The sequence below is a fragment of the Rhodococcus sp. PvP016 genome, from assembly GCF_017832185.1.
In the GTDB taxonomy this organism is placed as follows: domain Bacteria; phylum Actinomycetota; class Actinomycetes; order Mycobacteriales; family Mycobacteriaceae; genus Rhodococcoides.
Genome location: NZ_JAFIBH010000001.1, coordinates 1755126 through 1772616, shown reverse-complemented (window position 1 = coordinate 1772616; position 17491 = coordinate 1755126). Strand labels below are relative to the sequence as shown.

The following is a 17491-nucleotide window of genomic DNA, read 5'->3' as shown; positions in this document are numbered from 1 at the left end:
ATCGAGGGCACATTTTCGGGGTGTTTCAGGGTGGTCCCCCAGTGGGCACAATCCTGCTCAGGTGCCCCGCTGCACCCGGAGTTCGGTGCTCGACCGTCGAAACCGACGGCGGTCGGCACCGACTTCCCCTGTCATGACCACATCGCCGAGTTGCTCGATGGACTGACCGACGTCACCCGATCCACTGTCGGCAGAGCCCACCGATCACCGGCGACATCGCCCGGGTCTCGCTACTTCCCGCGTCGGTCCGGGCGGGTGCGTTTGGCGCTGTACAGGGCCGTGTCGGCGAGGGCGAGGAGGTCGGCGAGCCGGACGGTTCCGGAGTTGTACGCGATGCCGATACTGACGGACACCTCGACATCGGTCTCGTCGAGCGCGATGGGCTCGCGAGCTCTGTCACCGAGTCGGGCGGCCAGACGATCCGCTCGATGCTCGACGCCGGCGCCCGTCGGCGCGAACGACGCGATGATGAACTCGTCGCCTCCGATTCTGCCGATCACGTCTTCGGAACCGCACTCGGACCGCAGGCGCTGCGCGAGTGTACGCAGGACGAGGTCACCCGCCGCGTGACCATGAGTGTCGTTGATCTCCTTGAAGTAGTCGACGTCCACGAACAACAGCGCCGTCGGAGCAGCAAGGTCACAGTCCGGGTGGGTGAGCCTCTCCAGCAGTGCCGACCGGTTCAGGACGCCGGTCAGGTCGTCATGACGAGACCGGTCCAAAATCGACTGGTACGCGTCGACCAGGCGAGCGGTCCGTTCGACGGTCTCGGTGACGTCACGAAAATTGATCGCCACGTGCCCGTCCACGAAACTGCCCGTCAGTTCGATGGTGCGACCGGGCACGTACAGGGACGCCGTCTGCAGCGTCACCTCACCACGCGTGGCGAGGACCTCGCGGTGGAAGTCACCGAAAAACGAGTCCCGCGTCCGCGGCAGTGCGTCGTGAATGTGTCGGCCCAGGATCTCGGCGCGAGGCACCCCGAGATGCCGTTCGCTCTCCGTGTTGATGTAGCGGACCACCATGTCTTCGCCCAACACCATGAAGCCGAGCGAGACCCGATCCAGCACCCGCGTGAGTACGGCGTCTGCGCCGAGTTCGGGGTCCACGGCGAGCACGATGCCGGTGAGAACTCCGGCGCCGGACTCGTTCGTCTTCTCGATGGTCATACTCCGGGTCAGGACATACCGCAGGGACCGGTCCGGAAGCACGATCCGGTAGAGGCACTCGGCCCCGAGCGAGGTGTGGGCATCCTCGAACATCCGCTGCACGACACTCTCGTCGTCGGGATGCACTCGTTCGTGCCACACCTGCATCGCGGGACGGTCCGCGGGCGCCGCGAAGATCTCCCTCGCGCGGTCGTCGAGATCCAGGCGCCGGGCAGCGATGTCGTAGCGGATCACACCGATGGTGGCCGCTCGCGCCTCGACGTCGGACACCGACGGCCGCCCCGGCGACCACTGCAGACGATGTACCGACACCCTGACACCCACTCATTCGTGCTCACGGTCGGGGACATCCTTCGCCACCCGCCCCCGATATCGTTCTACACCGGCGCACCCGGCGATCCGACCGTTTCGCCCCATCGACGGGCACCGCGGCAACCAGCGCCCTCGAAACGTATGCGTCATGCATCGATAGTCATGACCAGGACCACGAGGCGCGCGGGTTCGTCGAGCGCTCGCTCCACCCTGACGACCGGCGTCCCACACGTGTCACGCCCACCCCGGCAGGAAGGGCCGCAGTCGCCACCGTCGAGACGATCCTGTCGCGGACACCCGTGGAGGTCACATGACTCTCCCTGACGATCACGCGACGCTCATAGAAATGATGTCGCGCAAGTCGACGCCGGAATGAGGTAGCCCGAAAATGGGGCACACTGCATATTGCGTCAATTGCATAAAGTATGCAATATTCGCATTACGCACGTGAAAGGGATCAGGTGCGGAGACCGGAGGGGGTTCCATGATCACGGTGACCAGCGCGGCAGGCGGTGTCGGACGGCTGCTCGTCCGGCAGCTGGCATCATGGGGTGTTCCGATACGAGCGGTGGTGAAGAACGACGACCAGGCCCGTACGACTCGGCGGGACGGGGCCACCGAGGTCGTCGTGGGCGATCTGAGAGCCCCGCAGACACTCGACACGGCCCTCGCCGGCACAACCGTCCTGTACCACGCGGCTCCGACCCAGATCATCGACGAGCGACCCATCATCGATCACCTCATCGCTTCAGGACCATCACATGGTCTGCAGCACATCGTGTTCCACTCGGTGATCCACCCAGAACTGCACCAGCTGACCCATCATCGGCAGAAGGACATCGCGGAGGGGATGCTGCTCGACAGCGCGATCCCCACCACCGTCCTGAGACCGTCGCACTACATGCAGAACTACCTCGAGGTGTGGGACCTTCTGCACGCGGGCGTCATGCCGTACCCGGTCTCACCGGACAGCGTCATGGGAGTGGTCGACGTCGCCGATGTCGCCGAGGTGGCCGCCACCATCGCACTCGATCCGGCCCCACACACCGGGCGTACCTACGACCTGTCCACCGTCGAACTGACTCGCCACCAGATGGCGGCGATCTGGTCGACGGTGTTGGGCCATCGCGTGACTGCTTTCCGCATCCCGCCGTCATCGCTCAGACACAGGACAGCAGCCCTGCCCGCGCTGGGACCGATCCTCGTCGAGGCCGTCCGGGCGACCGGAATGCACTCCGCGAGCCACCTCGTGCGGGGAGTCGGCGCGGCCGCCAATCCCCGCGGCATGAACGACTGGCCGCACGATGCGCGCGAGGCGTACCGCACGATGATGTCGCATTACGACCGGTACGGACTTCCCGCCGGTGATCTGACCGTGCTACCCGCACTGCTGGGACGCGAACCCACCTCCTACGAGGATTTCGCCCGACGGTCCGCCTCCGAGCGTGGGCATCGATCGAAGGACTCCCGAGGATGAGTCGCTCGCAGGATCCATTCCGACCGGCGCGGTCCATGGTGACCGGGGCGAGTTCCGGCATCGGGGCCGAGTTCGCCCGGGCCCTGGCCGCGCGCGGCTCCGACCTGGTGTTGGTGGCACGACGGGAGGACCGGTTGACCGCTCTCGCAGCCGAACTCGAACGTGCACACGGCATCCACTGCCGTACGGTCTCCCATGATCTGTCGGAACCCGCAGCCGGACGTCGACTGCGGACCCTGGTTCCCGAGAAACTGGACCTCGTCGTCAACAATGCCGGCTTCGCTGTACAGGGCCCGTTCGTCGACAACGATGCCGACGACCTCGCGCGGCTCCTGGCAGTCGATGTCGCTGCAGTGGTGGACATCTGCTCTGCCTTTCTCCCCGACATGATCTCCCGCGGCACCGGATCCGTCGTCAACGTCGCCAGCACGACGGCGTTCCAACCCGTCCCGACCCTCGCCGTCTACGCCGCAGCCAAAGCGTTCGTCCTGAGCTTCACGCAGTCGCTGTGGTACGAGTCCAGGCGCCACGGTGTCCGAGTGTTCGCACTCGCCCCGGGTCCGACGCGCACCGAGTTCTTCGATGTCATCGGCGAGTCCGCCGCGACGACCGGCTCGTACCAGTCACCGGCCGAGGTCGTCGCCACCGCGATGCACGCCCTCGACGCCAGAACCTCACGTCCACAGGCCATCTCAGGACGGAGGAACGCCATCGCGGCCGCCGCGGCAGCGCTGACGCCACCTCGGGTACTGCTTCCGGCGGTGGCGCGGTTGCTGCGCTGATCTCCCGAGTTGCCGTCCCCGCTCGGCCGACACGGACTGTAGTGTCACGATCATGGCCAGGGCCTCGAAGTTCACCGCGGCCGACCGCCGCGCCGCTGTGGAGCGTGCCTTCGAGGGAACAGAAAGTCCCACCTCCGTCGCATCTGCTCTGGGTGTCCACCTGACCACTCTCTATCGGTGGGCCGCGTCCGACACCACGGACGACCCGGGGCCGGCGCCGACTCGGCTCGTCCACGCCACCCAGAAGCTGCTCGAACACTCCGACTACGGCGACATCACCGTGGAGGCAGTGGCGCAGCACTGCGGACTCGCGGCCCGGACCGCATTCCACCACTTCCCCACCAAACGCGACCTGTTCCAGGCAGCTGTCAACGATGCCGCCACCACGCTGATCGACCGCATGGCAGCGCGTTCCGAGCAGGCGACGTGGCCGGACGATCCTCTGGGACAACTGCGATCGTTCCTGCACATCGCCGCGGCAATCATCTACGACACTCCGGCGACCCACGTGCTGTTCCGCAACATCGGTGTTCCCCGCAGCGAGGGAACCGCCGAGGGGTGGCACACCGACTTCGTCGTCGCGATCGAACAACTGCTGCACAGAGCGGCCGATGCCGGTCAGATCGAACGCTACACCGACGTGGCCGCGGCAGCGCAACTCGTGACCGGCGCCATGCGCGGGATCCACACCGCCGTGTTCGACGGCGCCTCTCCCGATGTCGCACTCGATCTGGTGGACCGTGTTCCCCTGCTGATACCCGGCCCCGGTCCGGCGTGAGATTCGCAGTGGACCTGAAGTTCCGACGTCACCCGCGCCCGTTGTACTGATCGGCATGTTCGGAGGACAATCGTCGGATCGGTGACGTGTTCGGTGAAAGGGTGTGCGATGTCGGTGTCGTGGGAGTCTCTGTCTCGTCGACGCGGCCTACGGGTGACCGGCGGGCTCGTCGGTGTGTACGTCGGTCTGGTCGCCTATTGGTTCGTGCAGGATGCCGCCCACCGCGTGGCAGCGCGGAAGGCTGAGGCCTAGTCGCCCACCGACAGATCGGGCACGCGGGTGACATCATCAGGAGTGCTCAGAGGTGGCGTGCTGCGAAGTCGACGGCGCACCGCAGAGTCTCGCGGCCTTCCGGAAGTACGCCTGCCAGCACGGGAAATGCGTGCACCTGACCTCGCCACACATGGGTCTCGACGATCTGGCCGGCTTTCTCGAGCTTGCGCGTCATCGCCTCCACGTCCGGGCGCATCAGCTCGTACTGCGCCGAGGACAGGAACACCGGCGGGAACACCGACGGATCGGCGTCGATCGGGGACGCGGCGCCCGGGATGGCGTCAGGACCGTTCATCCAGCGATCCTCCAGCGCGAGAACCTGTTTCATCGGCAGATACGCATCCCGCTTCATGAACGCACGGGAGTGGCTCCTCAGGTCCAGATTGAGCAACGGCGAGAATCCCAGTACGGCGGCGGGTGGGGTCAACCCTTCCAGCACTGCCAGTTCGGCGACCTTCATCGCGAGGTAGCCGCCGGCCGAGTCTCCCGCCACGATGATCTTCGACGGATCGGCCACCGTTGCCGACGCGGCCCGGTAGGCGGCCATGGCATCGAAGATCGACGTCCCGATGCCGCCGTACGGGATCTGCCGGTACTCGACGGAATACACCGGAACACCCGCACGGGCGGCGATCATGGCACACGCACCGCGGTGGGTCGCCAGTCCGCAGAAGACGAATCCGCCGCCGTGGAAGTAGAGAACTGTCGCGCCGGTCAGAGAGCCGGTTGCCGTCCGAGGATGTGTCGTCTCCTCGCAGGGCACACCACCGAGAACCACCTGGTCGATAGTGACGCGAGGCGGCTTCGGCAGTCGGTCCACGACGCGATCCACGTGCCCGATGGCCTTGATGCCGCCATCGGTGAGCGGCCACATACTCAGGGTGGGTTTCAGGACCGCCTTCATCGCCGCCGACAGGACGCGTGCCTGCGGACTGACGTCGTCGTGCCAGGTTGTACCCGTCATCGTCTCGTCGTTCCCCTCGTGCGGTGAAGCGTGGAGACGACCGACGCTATCAGCCGGCTCTGTGCACCTGTTTCGACAGACTCGAGCTCGGCCGTGCCCGTCGGAGCCCTACTCGGGTTTCCCTCGCGAACGTGCGGGGTACGCATTGGACGAACGCACCTGGATGCACTAGAGAAGTTCGGTGGCACACCGTGAAACGCTTCGTCGTCGCTCTGTCGACACTGGCTCTCGTCGCCGGCTGCTCCCCCGAGGAGCCTGCACCCGCGCCGACGCAGACACCCGCTGCCGAACCGGCCCGGGCGCCGGCAGCGCAAGATCCGGTCGGTACCGTCGTTCCGCTTCCGGGCGCACCCGAGGGAATCGTCGTGACGGCGTCCGGCATCGCCGTTGCCGCAGTGCGCGAACCCGATGGCCTGCGGCTACTCGACGCGGCGACCGGAGTCGAGCGATCGTTCGTGCCGACGGTCGGTGCGCCCCGGCACCTCTCCCTCGCCGGCCCGGACGGACCGGTTCTCGCGCCCCTCGAGTCCAGTGACGAACTGCTCCTGGTGGATCCGGCGAACGGCGCGACGCTCTCCACCACCCGGGGCGTCGGACGCCAACCGCACGATGCCGTGGTGACCGCCGACGGGACGACAGTCGTGACCAACGAGATGGGCGGCGGAGCCGTCTTCGTGCGCAACGGTGTCGTGACAGCATCTCTCCCCGCCGGCCCCGTGCAGCCTGGCGGGGTTGCAGCCGTGGGCAACTACGCAGCTGTCGCAGACGTGCAGGGCAACGGAATCTGGATCTACAGCGGGCCGGACCAGGAACTCGTCGCACAGGGACCGTTGGGGACCAAACTGACGCACGCGACATCGCTCGGTTCCGACCTCGCTGCCTTCGCCGACACCGACGGTGGCGCGGTGTACCTCGAGCGCATCACGCCGGACATCAGCGAGGTCGCTCGCATCGACGCACCCGGTAATCCGTACGGGCTCGCCTACGACGCCGATCGGAAGCTCCTTCTGATCACGCTGACCGAGAGCAACATCCTTCGTGTCGTCGATGTCGCCGACCCGGCGTCGCCACGGATCGTGGCCGATCTACCGACGGTTCGTCAGGCCAATTCCGTCGCCGTGGATCCACGCTCGGGAAACGTCCTGGTGACAGGCAGTGATCCCGGCGCGGACTCGAGCCTGCAGATCATCCCCGCCGAGAGTGTCGACGCGTCGTGACACGTGCCTGCGCGACGTTCACGAACGGTGTTCGGTGAACACTCGGCGCAACCCGACGAAGCGCACCACCGTGGCCACGAGATTCGCGGCAACGAGGACGGACACCTCCACTGCTCGCGACGCATCGGGTACCCACCTGTGGAGGAGTACCAACGAGCCGCTGGTGACCGCCAGCCCGAGGGCGAAGACGACGAGCCCTTGCACGTACTGGCGAAGAATCGCGTCGGTACCGCGAATACCGAAGGTGAATCGGCGGTTGATCGCGGTGTTGGCGAGCGCGGAGACCAGGAGCGCGAGCACGTTCGCGGCCTGGGAGGACATGACGGCGCGGAACCCCAGAAACAACAGAACGTACGCGGCGGCGCTCGCACCCCCGACCAGGTAGAAGCGGAACAGCACACTCCGGGTGCCGGAGGCCGCGGTCAGAGCGTCTCCCCCGTCGGCCCCGGAATGGGGAGCGCAGCCACGCATCGGGCGAATTCACTGTTCGGTCGGCACACTCGTGCGATGGGGGCCAGATCGACCAGTTCGTCGGCGTCACGCAGAGTCGGTGCTGCACCGACGACGAGTCCGCGGCACTGGAGTGCATCCCGGGTGTCGTCCCCGGTGCGGTCGGTGGACATCTCCACTGCCCGCAGGGCCTGCGCACCGGAGGCGTCGTGCAGACCGAGCACCCACCATCCTCCGTCCTCGGCACGCCCCAGAATCGCCGACGACGGTGCCAGAGCCTCACCGATGTCGGTGAGCATCGCGGGGTCGACCTGCGGTGTGTCCATGCCTATCTGCACGACGGGACCGGATCCGGCGGCGTCGTGATGCGCGTGAATCAGCCGTTCCGCGAAACCGTCGCCGCGCTGGTCGATGACGTCGAAGTAGGCCAGTGACTTTCGGATCTCGCCGCTGCGCATCGCCTCGGCCAGATCGCCGGTCATCGCGACCACCCGCCGGGCAAAAGGAGCCCGCCTCGCCGCGGCGAGCGTGTCGAGCAGCGCCGCAGCCGCCACCGACGCGGCATCCTCGGCGGTCATGGCGGCCATCAGTCGAGTCTTGGCGAAGCCGGGTACCGGCGCTTTCGCGATGACGAGCAGCGTCGCATCGATCATGGAATCACCTTCGCAAAATCCCAGACGGCCACCACCGTGCCGCGAACCGACCCCGACACCTTCGACACTCCCCCGGTACGCGCGCGGTAGGTGATGTCGTGCTCGACAACTGTCCACCCTGCCCGAGCGGCGAGAACCAGCAGTTGCAGCGGGTAACCGGAGCGTCGGTCCGGGACGTCGAGCGAGAGAAGATCCTCGCGGCGCGCCACCCGAAGAGCGCCGATGTCGTGGACGTCGATCTTCAGTCGTCTGCGCAGACGCCAGGCGATGGCCCTGTTACCGAGGCGGGCGTGCCACGGCGAGCCACTGCGGTGCACCGGACGTCGCCTCCCGACGACGAGCTGAGCAGAGTCCAGCGCTGCGACGAGACCGGGCAGTTCGCGCGGGTCCATCGACCCGTCCCCGTCCATGACAGCCACTACAGTCGTTGTCGCAGCGGCGATTCCGGCGTGCACGGCTGAGCCGTACCCGGGAACAGCCTCGATGACCACCTCGGCCCCGTGCGCACGGGCCACGTCCGCGGTGCCGTCCGTGGAGCCGTTGTCGACGACCAGGCGATGATAGCCGTCGGGCACGGCGTCGAGAACATCGGGAAGTGACTGCGCCTCGTTGCGGCACGGGAGTACGACGGTGACATCGGAAGGATCGATCATCGTCACACCACCGGGGCCGAGCCGTCGGATGCCGCCCGTAGCGGTGCCGACGCGAACCGCGTGAGCCCCTCGTCCGGACCGACGGCAGCTCGGAATCCGAGAATCTCGTCGGCCCGAGCGGCACCGGCAACGATGTGCCGCACGTCGCCGGGACGGAACTGACCCGTCACCGCCGGTTCGATGCCGCCGCCGTGGGCACGACACAGAATGCGGGCCACGTCGCCGATCGAGATCGGGTGTCCCGAACAGACGTTGCAGGCCACGAACCCCGCTCCGTCGTGCTCGACGGCGGCAAGGTTGGCGGCGGCGACATCCCGGACGTCGACGAAGTCTCGCATCTGCCCGCCGTCCTCGTACACCGTCGGTGATTCACCTGCCTCCAGAGAAGAGCGGAACATCGCTGCGACACCCGAATACGGTGTGTCACGCGGCATTCGGTCACCGTAGACGTTGTGGTAGCGCAGCGCCGTGACCGATCCGCCCGTCGCCAGCGACCACGCGAGTGCGTAGTTTTCCTGCGCGAGTTTGCTTGCTGCATAGAGACTTCGGGGCTCGAGCGGAGCGTCCTCGTCCACCGTCTCCCATGTCACCGGCTCGTCACCCTCCGGGCACTTCGCATCGAACACCCCGTTCCGCAGATCCGACGGGTTCCGGGGGCGCGGACGGACGACACCGTGCACGGGGCAGCGGTAACGACCTTCGCCGTAGACGACCATCGACGACGCGAGAACGAGCTTCCGACACTCCGCTCGGGCCATCGCGGCAAGTACTTCGGCAGTACCCAGATCGTTGTGGCTGGCGTAGGCGGGCGCATCCGCGGTGCTGACGCCGGCTCCGACGACGGCGGCCTGGTGACACACCACGTCGACCCCCGCCATGACATCGTCCAGAGCGCCGGGGTCGCGAACGTCGACCGTCGTGACGTTCGGCGCGTGCAGTGGCGTCGAGCCGTGCGCCGAGGGCAGGAACGCGTCGACAGCCGTCACGTCGTGGTCGGCCGCCAGTAGCGCTTCGTGGATGTGTTCACCGATGAAACCGGCCGCGCCGGTGAGTAACACGTGCATCGTTGCTCCTTGTCTTGTCGATCGAGGGGAGGCGGGTCGCTCACCAGTTCGTGTACGTCAGATGGTTGATCGCCAATGCCAGCACGACTTGCGCTGCCAGCCAGAAGCGCACCGAGCGCTCCCCGATCGCGACAGTGGCAACCGTCATCCACACCTGGAACGGCAGCCAGATGCGTTCCGTCTCCGCCTTGCTCAGCCTGCTCAGGTCGGCGAAGGTCACCGCCAGCAGAGCTGCCACCACGAGTAGCGTCACCGGCTCGGCGCGTCGCACACGTGGCAGTGACACCACGCGGGACAGGGCGGCGGGCACCGCGAGTCCCACGGCGCAGACCAGAGCCGCGATGTTGCCCCAGCTCCAGTACTGGAACGGACGTGCGGACGCGATTCCCTGCCAATACCGTTCCTGGACGGCCACATACCCGTCGAACCACCAGAAGCCCGACGCGGTGAAGAGGCCGGCGACGACGAGGGCGCCGCCGATCGCCGGTAGCAGTGGCCGCACGCGGCGGGAGGCGATGAGGACCGCCAGAGCCGGCAGTCCCATCAGGGCGAGGCCGTAGTTGAGGTAGACCGAGAACCCGAGCAGGAGACCCGCCGCGATTGCCGCCACGTCATGGCGCAGTCGTCGACCGGCTGCTGCGATGGCCAGAAAGGCGATGCCCCAGGCGGACACACCCGTGAAGAACCCGTCCGCGGAGACACCGATCCAGATGGCGCTGGGGGCGATCACGGCGAACGGGATCAGCCGTCGGGCGGTGTCGCGGTCGACGAGCGCTGCCACAGCGACGGCGGTGGCGACGGCGGCCAATGACCCGACGATCACGCACAACCATGCGGCCGCCGCGCCTCCACCGAGCCCGATGCGGTCCAACCACACGAACGTCAGTATGGCGCCGGGGGGATGGCCGGAGACGTGCGTGGCCCACGAGTCCGCCTGGCCGTCGACGATCCGGTCGGAGAACCCGCGCAGCGTGGCCCCGATGTCGTCGATACCACCGACTTCGGACAGATACTCGTCACGGGACGTCAACTTGTCTACGAACCCTTTCTGCCAGCCGTCGACCGCAGCCAGTCCGACGGTCCAGACAAGGGTCGTCGCCCAGGTCACGAGGAGCAGGGGCCGCCACGACATGCGTGCTGCCACGGACGGGCCGGCGAGCACCACCAGGACACCGACGGTCACCGCGATCGGGGTACCCGGTCCCACGTGAGCGCCCCACCGCCCGAACAGAGGCGCGAGCGACGCGAAATCGTCGAAGTCGAAACCCATGCCGCCGATCAGCGGAGTGACGACGGCATTCTTCCGCCGTGCCACAACCACTGCCGCGACGACCAGTGCAGCCGCGAGGAGTGCGCCGATCAGTTCCGGAACTCGAGGAACCCACCCGCGCCGCCGATCGGTCGCGGTCGGGCCGCTCACTCGGAAGTCTCGGGGGCCGAACCGTACGGGGGTTTGACGAAGTGAGCGAAGTGCCGACCGGCGATCGCGGTCACGCCGACCGGCACCAACCCTTGTGCCGCAGCGAGCGGCGCCAGTGTCTCCGCATCGATGCGCGCCCAGTCGTACCAGGGCCCCGCGGTCTCCTTGCTCTCGATACGCAGGCATTCGGCGACGAATCCCGTTCCGGGAGCCGCTACTTCGACGTGGACCGTTCCGCTCTCGCAGGCGATGTCGTGCGCACGACCGATGACGCGGCCCGGATCACCGCCGATACCGATGTTCCCGTCGACGAGAAGCACCGTGTCCCAGTGCCCCTCGTGTGGAACGATGTCGAAGATGTCGGCCAGCTCGGCTTTGGCACCACGTTCACGGACCAGCGCGACAGCTGCCGGGGACGTGTCCACACCCATCGCCGACACTCCCCGTCGCCGCAGTTCCTCGACCAACCGGCCCGGCCCGCACGCGAGATCGATCGTGCGTCCCCTGCAGAGGGCGAGCAACGTCTCGTCCACTGCGCGGTCATCGGCGTCTGCATGCTCTCCGCCGAGCCACCGCCCTACCGGCAACGGGTGGCGGGGACCGTGACGGTGCCGCACCCACCACGTCGTGCTGGGTATCGCGGTGGTGAAGAGAGCGTCGAAACTGTCGGGCGCTTCACCCGTCGAACTCGCTGTCACACGTGACCTTCCTGGATCGTCGCACCCGCCCCTCGGCCCCTCGGCCGGTGTCCGTACTCCAGGCATTCGCTTCCATGGGACCGGAGGATTGCGCCTCAACGCTGTTCGGACTCGGTCCGAGCTGCGCGAGGAGTGCCTCGGGACAGCACCACCCGCACCAGGAACACCGCGGCGCTGATGACCACCATTGACGCAACGACCCACAGCCACCGCTCGAGATACGGGTCACGGTTCAGGCCCGTGGCCGCCACGATGGCAGTGTCGTCGGTGTTCAGAACGCCCGGGAAGAAGACCAGCAGCGTCAGCGCAGCGCCGAGGGCCGGCACCCGGATGTGCTGGCGCACCGAAACCTGTCGAACTGTCCAGTTGCGGGTCGGGCGCGTCGCTCGATCCGCCAGTGAGTACAGCGGGTACAGAACGAGGTCGTGCAGGATCGCCGCACCGATGAACCACACGGCGATCGACTGCCACCACCTGTCCGGGTTCCACAGTGCGTCCACCCCGAGAGTCAGGACAGCGGCACCCGCGAGGACGAAGGACACGATCATGACGGCCGCGTGGGCGACGCCGGCGCCGTAGAGCCGCCTCATCGATCGGCCTCGCCGGTGAAATCGATGCGCGAGACCCACTTGGTGTTGTGGACACCGGGGAGGCCGGGGACGATCACACGCGCCGGATAGCCGTGGTCGAGCGACAGCACCTCACCGTTGACGGTCAGCGCGAGAAGCGAGTCCGGATGCCACACCTGGTTCGCCGCCAACGTCGCCTGAGCGAACGCGCCTCCCTGTTCCAGCGATGCGACTGTGGCGGCACCGTCGGACACGCCGGCCAGCCCGGCGAGGTCCCGGAGCCGCACCCCGGTCCACTCCTGCGTCGTCGACCACCCCTCGACGCACGCGATCGGCAGGACCGCAGTGTGCTGCTCCATGGCCTCCAATGCCGCTCGGTCGAGAACCACGCGCGTCGTTCCCGACAGCTCGACACGCCACGACCCCCCAGTGGACGCCGGATCGATCCCCGCCGCGACGGCAGTGCGATTGACCTGGAAGTCGTTCGGCCCGTCGCCGTAGGAGCGGCCGCGGGGCAACAGCAGTGCGGTCGACCGCAGGGGCCCGTCGATGGTCTGCCCGATGGTGAGGACCGCCAGCAGGCCGCCCCCACTCGCCACGAGGGCGAGGGCACCGCGCCGGGAGATGCTCCCCGGCGCATTCTTCTCCTGCACCGGTTCCGCGCCGGCCGCGTCGTTGCGTTCCCGGAGCACCTCGGACAGCGGCGTCTGCCGCAGCGTCCTCCACATGACCGGAACCTTGATGGCCACGTGCGCGAGGAACCCGGCGATGAACACCCACGCCCCGAAATAGTGGGCGGTGTAGAAGTCGAAACCGAAGACGTAGTCGTACTGGATGTTCAGCACACCGGTGACTATCTCGAACAGCACCCCACCGACGAGCATCAGCAGGCTCAGCCGCTCGAGCGCCTGCGCCGGGGATCGGGCAGGTGGCCACTGCACCAACTTCGGCATCACCGACCACAGCTTGGCGAGCACCAGCGGAATCACGACGATGCCCAGTGTGACGTGCAGGCCCTGGTTCAGCCGGTAGATCCACGCCGGGTCGGTCGGCCAGTCGAACTGGGGCAGCCTCAGCCACCCCACGTCTCCCGGGCGGGCCTGTCCGAACTGGGGACCATAGGCGGTGTAGGACAACAGCCCGGTCACGGTGATCACCGGTAGCGACACCAAAAGGACGGCACCGAACACCGATGTCAACCACGGACCGCGAATCGCGCTCCGGAATTGGGGCAGAGGAGGCAACGGACAACCCTTTCGGTGACCCGACGGCTTCCACCATCGCACAACATTCGGCGCCGTGCGCCTGTCGGCACGGTTTCTCCGCGAACGCATCGACCTCGGGTCTGCCTGGCGGAAGTGCGAGTGGTCGGGACGGTTTGCAACACTGACGGGGTGAATGCCCGGGCTCGGTCGAGCGTCTCCGTCCCACCTGCCCGTAAGCGGGTTCTCTACGTCACCGACCTGGCGTACGAGGCTCGTGGACGCCGCTACTGCGACGAGGACATCTACCTGTCGACACGGCTCCGGGAGCATGTCGACATCGCACTGTGCCATCCCCTGGACGCGTCGGAATTGATGGACTTGTTCGATGCCGTCCTCGTTCGAAACTCCGGCCCCGCAATCTATTACCGACGGGAACACGATGAGTTCAGGGCGCTTGCCAAAGCCCAGAACGTCCTGGTGCTCTCCGAGATGAGCGGTAAGGCCGACATGGCGGGCAAGCAATACCTGGTGGACTTGTTCGCCGACGGGTACCCGGTCATTCCCACCGTGGATCGTCCCGCAGACGTAGGCCGCCTGCCCACATCGGTCGAGTACGTCGTCAAACCGAAGTTCGGCGCGGACTCGGTCGGTCTGCGGTTCGTCCGTGGCGACGAACTCGCGGATCTGCACGACGACGACATTCTCTTTCAACCCCGGATCGTGTTCGACTACGAAGTGTCCTTCTACTTCATCGGCGACACATTCGAGTACGCGCTCTACGCACCGGATCCCAGCCGACGGTGGGCGTTGGAATGCTACGAACCGACGCACGCCGATCTGGCGTTTGCTCGAACGTTCATCAGTTGGAACGACATCGAACATGGCATTCAACGCGTCGACGCGTGTCGCACCGGTGCCGGCGACCTACTTCTCGTCGAGCTGGAGGACTTGAATCCCTACTTGTCGCTCGACCTGGTCGCTCCCGCGACACGCGATGTTTTCGTTGCCGACCTGGCGGCGTCCATCACGTCGCTGATCGAAACCCGAGGCGCGCAGAGTTAGTCCGCTTCTGACACGGGTCCACGCAGACAGCCATCGACCGCCGGCTCACATCGATCGCGTTCGAGGCCATGAACCACTGGTCCATCAGCGCGTCGTTCGAGCTCCCCTGCCCGAGTTCCTCGCCGAACACGACGTCCGGTACTACGCCGTCGATCACAGCCCGTCGTACCTGTGGGACTCGGCCACGTGGGACTCCTGCCCCACCACCGCCCGGTCGATCGAGATCCGTGACGGCAGGATAGACAACCCGGCGATTCTCGCCTTCCAGAGCCGCGACGCGGACTACCCGCACCGGACGACAGCGTGACCACCTGCCGCGACGGCGCCCGTCAGTTCCCGACTCGGGTGTGCACCGTCATGAGCAATCTTCCGAACCTGTCCCGCTCCGCCTCGTCGGTCCACACGACGCCCGCACTGTCGCGGAGCAACTGCTCGCACAGCGCCCGCACAGGTACGTTGCTGTCCTGTGACCGCCACTTCAGCAGGTCGAATGCCTTCTCCTCCGACACCCCGAGAGCGAATTGGATGATCCCTTTGCACTGCTCGATCGCCGCTCGGGTCTGCATCGCCTTGACGTAACCGTCGACGGTTCCCTGCAGAGCGCCCACTCTGGCGGTGGCCTGCAGGGCGCTCTCGGCGGCGATCACGTAGATCCGCAGCGCCGCAGCGTCCAGGCGGTCGAAACCGTGGTCGTCGTGGCTGTAGAGATTCAGCGCGCCGACGTGAGTGCCGTCGACCGTCAACGGCGCAGACAGGAAGCTGCGCATCCCGGACTCGGCCTGGCGAGCGAAGAACGTCGGATACTTCGACCGGGCCTGCTCGCTGTTCACGCGCACGATGTCGCGCGTGGTGGCTGCTTCCAGGCACGGGCCTTCCCCGGAGGCGTACTGGATGTCGTCGATCCACGTGACCATCGGGTCGGTTGCCGCGGCGGTGCGTGGGCCCCGGCGCTTGATCTCGGTGACACCAGCCGCGTCGGCGTCGTCGATCGCGTCGGTCACGCCCACCGCCAGCCGTTCCAGCGAGGCGTCGACATCGGCGATCCCGTCGAGCAGAGCGTTCAATTCCCCCGCCCGCGCTGCGACGGCGTCGAGAGCGTCGTCCACGCCGGAGTTCTCTTCGGGGTATCCACCGTTGGCGTCTTCGATCGTCACCAGAACCGGGTACCCGTCCTCGTTGCCGGCCACGCACGTGACGTCGGAGGCGCCTCACACATCCAGGAGTGCCCGCGGAGGTAGGTGCCGTCACGCGGTCGCTCAGGTTCCGGTCAGCGTCAGGTAGCCGACGGTCGCCAGGGCTGCCACCATCGGCGCCGACAGCCCCGCTCCACCGATGCGCTCGGCAGCGGATGCCTTGACGGCGACCTGCTCGCGCTCTTCCCGTCCCAGGTCGAGCACGGAGACGATGTCGGCACCCACGACGATCGCCGCGAGGGCGTAGATTCTCGAGTCGTCGCACACCGGGTTCGCGAGATCAGCGATCACGCGGTCGCGCGCGTCGGGGGTCACCCTCGTGGTGCGGTACGGCACACCGAGAACTCGGCCCCGCCCGCGTTCGAGCACCCCGTCCGCGATCGCATGATCGCGATGCTCCGCGTAGGCGCGAGAGCGCCGACGCAGCCAGTGCCGAATCTTGATCGGCCGGGTCGCGGTTGCTCGGTCCAGGGAGTCCGCGAGCGCGGAGACCCACCCACGATCACTCACATCGGCCCGCACGCCGAGAATCAGGTCATCGTCGATGTCGAGGACCTCGCAGATGGACAATTCGGCGAGTTCGGCCAACGCGGTGCACTTGGCGGGGCCGAAACGTTGATACGGGCGCCCGTCCGCGGTGTGCAGCAACGTCATCAGGGCTGCCGGGACGGTCAACTCACGAGGGGTCGGAAGGTTGGTCACGTCGTGCCTCTCCGTCGGTCGGTACCGGTTTCACGGGGGCGAAACCAGTGCGTTCCACACCAGGCTAGCAACGCAACGTTCGAGTAACAACAGTTTTTGTTATAAAAACCCAACACTTCGGTTGCTACACCATCAGAGGGCAAGCGAGGAAGGGGCAGAAGATGGTCGATCAGACGCGCGGCGGAAGTCATGTTCGCCCATCATTTTCTGACAGTGCTGTCAGAATTTGGTCATGCTTGCTAGATTCTGAACCATGACGCTGACGTTCGTCCGCTCGGCACGACGCGCACAGCTCGTCGAGGCAGCCATTCGTTCTCTCGCCGACCTGGGCGTCGAAGGAGCATCACTCTCACGCATCGCCGAGCACGCCGGTGTCAGCCGTGGGGTGGTGAACTACCACTTCCCGGGCGGACGACGAGAGCTGTTCGAGGCCGCAGTCGACGAGATCTACGATCTGGGCCGCCGTGAAGTGCAGCCCGAGACCGAGTCCGCCCCGTCCCCGCGACGTGGGCTGGCGTCGTTCGTCCGGGGAAGCGTCGCCTTCTACGCCCGCCACCCGATTCATCTTCGAGCTCTCACGGCGATCTACACCAGCCGCACCGAGGACAGCCTGCGACGGGACGAGCGGACCGAGCACGCGACCGAAATGATGTCCGTCGCCGATCTCCTCCGACGAGGTCAGGCGACCGGCGAGATGCGTGATTTCGATGTGACACTCATGGCGTTGACCATTCGCGCCGTTCTCGACACCGCGGTCGGGCTCACCGCAGCAGGAGCCGACCCCGATGTTCTCGCGGACGAACTCGTGAACACCCTCGACGCCGCCACGCGGGCGCTCCCGTGAGGCGCG

18 protein-coding genes and 1 pseudogene are annotated in these 17491 nt (G+C 66.8%); 7 read left to right on the top strand and 12 right to left on the bottom strand.

From position 1 onward, the window contains the following. Positions 1–230: 230 nt before the first annotated feature. Positions 231–1481, bottom strand: coding sequence for a diguanylate cyclase (locus tag JOE30_RS21270; RefSeq protein WP_204865966.1), 1251 nt, complete (start codon positions 1479–1481; stop codon positions 231–233). Positions 1482–1965: 484 nt separating this feature from the next. Here JOE30_RS21270 and JOE30_RS08130 point away from each other — a divergent pair, with 484 nt between their 5' ends. Genes JOE30_RS08130 through JOE30_RS08120 form a run of 3 tightly spaced genes read left to right on the top strand, consistent with a single transcriptional unit; the run spans position 1966 to position 4518 of the window. Further along, positions 1966–2958, top strand: a complete 993-nt coding sequence (locus JOE30_RS08130; RefSeq protein WP_204865964.1) for an NmrA family NAD(P)-binding protein — start codon at positions 1966–1968, stop codon at positions 2956–2958. Continuing rightward, positions 2955–3740, top strand: a complete 786-nt coding sequence (locus JOE30_RS08125) for an SDR family oxidoreductase (protein ID WP_204865962.1) — start codon at positions 2955–2957, stop codon at positions 3738–3740. The genes JOE30_RS08130 and JOE30_RS08125 overlap by 4 nt, the downstream gene beginning before the upstream one ends. Positions 3741–3792: 52 nt before the next feature. Next, positions 3793–4518, top strand: a complete 726-nt coding sequence (locus JOE30_RS08120) for a TetR family transcriptional regulator (RefSeq protein WP_204865960.1) — start codon at positions 3793–3795, stop codon at positions 4516–4518. Positions 4519–4816: 298 nt separating this feature from the next. Here JOE30_RS08120 and JOE30_RS08115 read toward each other — a convergent pair whose 3' ends face one another. After that, positions 4817–5755, bottom strand: coding sequence for an alpha/beta hydrolase (locus JOE30_RS08115; RefSeq protein ID WP_204865958.1), 939 nt, complete (start codon positions 5753–5755; stop codon positions 4817–4819). A 191-nt stretch (positions 5756–5946) separates the two neighbouring features. On the opposite strand from JOE30_RS08115, the gene JOE30_RS08110 reads away from it, so the two are divergent. Then, entirely contained in the window at positions 5947–6972 is a 1026-nt protein-coding gene (locus JOE30_RS08110) for a YncE family protein (protein ID WP_204865956.1), read from the top strand. A gap of 18 nt (positions 6973–6990) precedes the next feature. Here the strand turns inward: JOE30_RS08110 and JOE30_RS08105 are convergent, their stop codons facing one another. The 8 genes from JOE30_RS08105 to JOE30_RS08070 all read right to left on the bottom strand — a co-directional run bounded on the left by JOE30_RS08105 (position 6991) and on the right by JOE30_RS08070 (position 13723). Beyond that, complete coding sequence (locus JOE30_RS08105) at positions 6991–7443, bottom strand: GtrA family protein (RefSeq protein ID WP_204865955.1); 453 nt, start codon at positions 7441–7443, stop codon at positions 6991–6993. Next, a complete protein-coding gene (locus tag JOE30_RS08100) occupies positions 7395–8075 on the bottom strand; it encodes a DUF2064 domain-containing protein (RefSeq protein WP_204865954.1) in 681 nt (226 codons plus the stop codon). Before JOE30_RS08100 ends, JOE30_RS08105 begins: the two co-directional genes overlap by 49 nt. Then, complete coding sequence (locus JOE30_RS08095; RefSeq protein WP_204865953.1) at positions 8072–8728, bottom strand: glycosyltransferase family 2 protein; 657 nt, start codon at positions 8726–8728, stop codon at positions 8072–8074. Before JOE30_RS08095 ends, JOE30_RS08100 begins: the two co-directional genes overlap by 4 nt. Before the next feature lie 2 nt (positions 8729–8730). Next, complete coding sequence (locus JOE30_RS08090; protein ID WP_204865952.1) at positions 8731–9792, bottom strand: NAD(P)-dependent oxidoreductase; 1062 nt, start codon at positions 9790–9792, stop codon at positions 8731–8733. 40 nt (positions 9793–9832) lie between these two features. After that, entirely contained in the window at positions 9833–11212 is a 1380-nt protein-coding gene (locus JOE30_RS08085; RefSeq protein WP_307806104.1) for a hypothetical protein, read from the bottom strand. After that, entirely contained in the window at positions 11209–11910 is a 702-nt protein-coding gene (locus JOE30_RS08080; protein WP_204865951.1) for a class I SAM-dependent methyltransferase, read from the bottom strand. The genes JOE30_RS08085 and JOE30_RS08080 overlap by 4 nt, the downstream gene beginning before the upstream one ends. 95 nt (positions 11911–12005) lie before the next feature. Next, entirely contained in the window at positions 12006–12500 is a 495-nt protein-coding gene (locus tag JOE30_RS08075) for a hypothetical protein (RefSeq protein ID WP_204865950.1), read from the bottom strand. Continuing rightward, a complete protein-coding gene (locus tag JOE30_RS08070) occupies positions 12497–13723 on the bottom strand; it encodes a molybdopterin-dependent oxidoreductase (RefSeq protein WP_239532316.1) in 1227 nt (408 codons plus the stop codon). The genes JOE30_RS08075 and JOE30_RS08070 overlap by 4 nt, the downstream gene beginning before the upstream one ends. Before the next feature lie 333 nt (positions 13724–14056). Between JOE30_RS08070 and JOE30_RS08065 the strand changes: the two genes are divergently transcribed. Together JOE30_RS08065 and JOE30_RS21265 are read left to right on the top strand one after the other, a co-directional pair. Further along, positions 14057–14746 (top strand): hypothetical protein, encoded by a 690-nt coding sequence (locus JOE30_RS08065; RefSeq protein ID WP_239532535.1) that lies wholly within the window; start codon positions 14057–14059, stop codon positions 14744–14746. A gap of 109 nt (positions 14747–14855) precedes the next feature. After that, positions 14856–15053: pseudogene (locus JOE30_RS21265) on the top strand (alanine dehydrogenase); the annotation flags it as partial. A 22-nt stretch (positions 15054–15075) separates the two neighbouring features. Here JOE30_RS21265 and JOE30_RS08060 read toward each other — a convergent pair. Both JOE30_RS08060 and JOE30_RS08055 read right to left on the bottom strand, forming a co-directional pair. After that, positions 15076–15933 carry a GAF and ANTAR domain-containing protein gene (locus JOE30_RS08060; RefSeq protein WP_204865943.1) on the bottom strand — a complete coding sequence of 286 codons (858 nt, stop codon included), beginning with the start codon at positions 15931–15933 and terminating at the stop codon, positions 15076–15078. 69 nt (positions 15934–16002) lie between these two features. Continuing rightward, positions 16003–16641, bottom strand: a complete 639-nt coding sequence (locus JOE30_RS08055; protein ID WP_204865941.1) for a GPP34 family phosphoprotein — start codon at positions 16639–16641, stop codon at positions 16003–16005. A 253-nt stretch (positions 16642–16894) separates the two neighbouring features. Here JOE30_RS08055 and JOE30_RS08050 point away from each other — a divergent pair, with 253 nt between their 5' ends. Next, positions 16895–17485 (top strand): TetR/AcrR family transcriptional regulator, encoded by a 591-nt coding sequence (locus JOE30_RS08050; protein WP_204865940.1) that lies wholly within the window; start codon positions 16895–16897, stop codon positions 17483–17485. Positions 17486–17491: the final 6 nt, after the last annotated feature.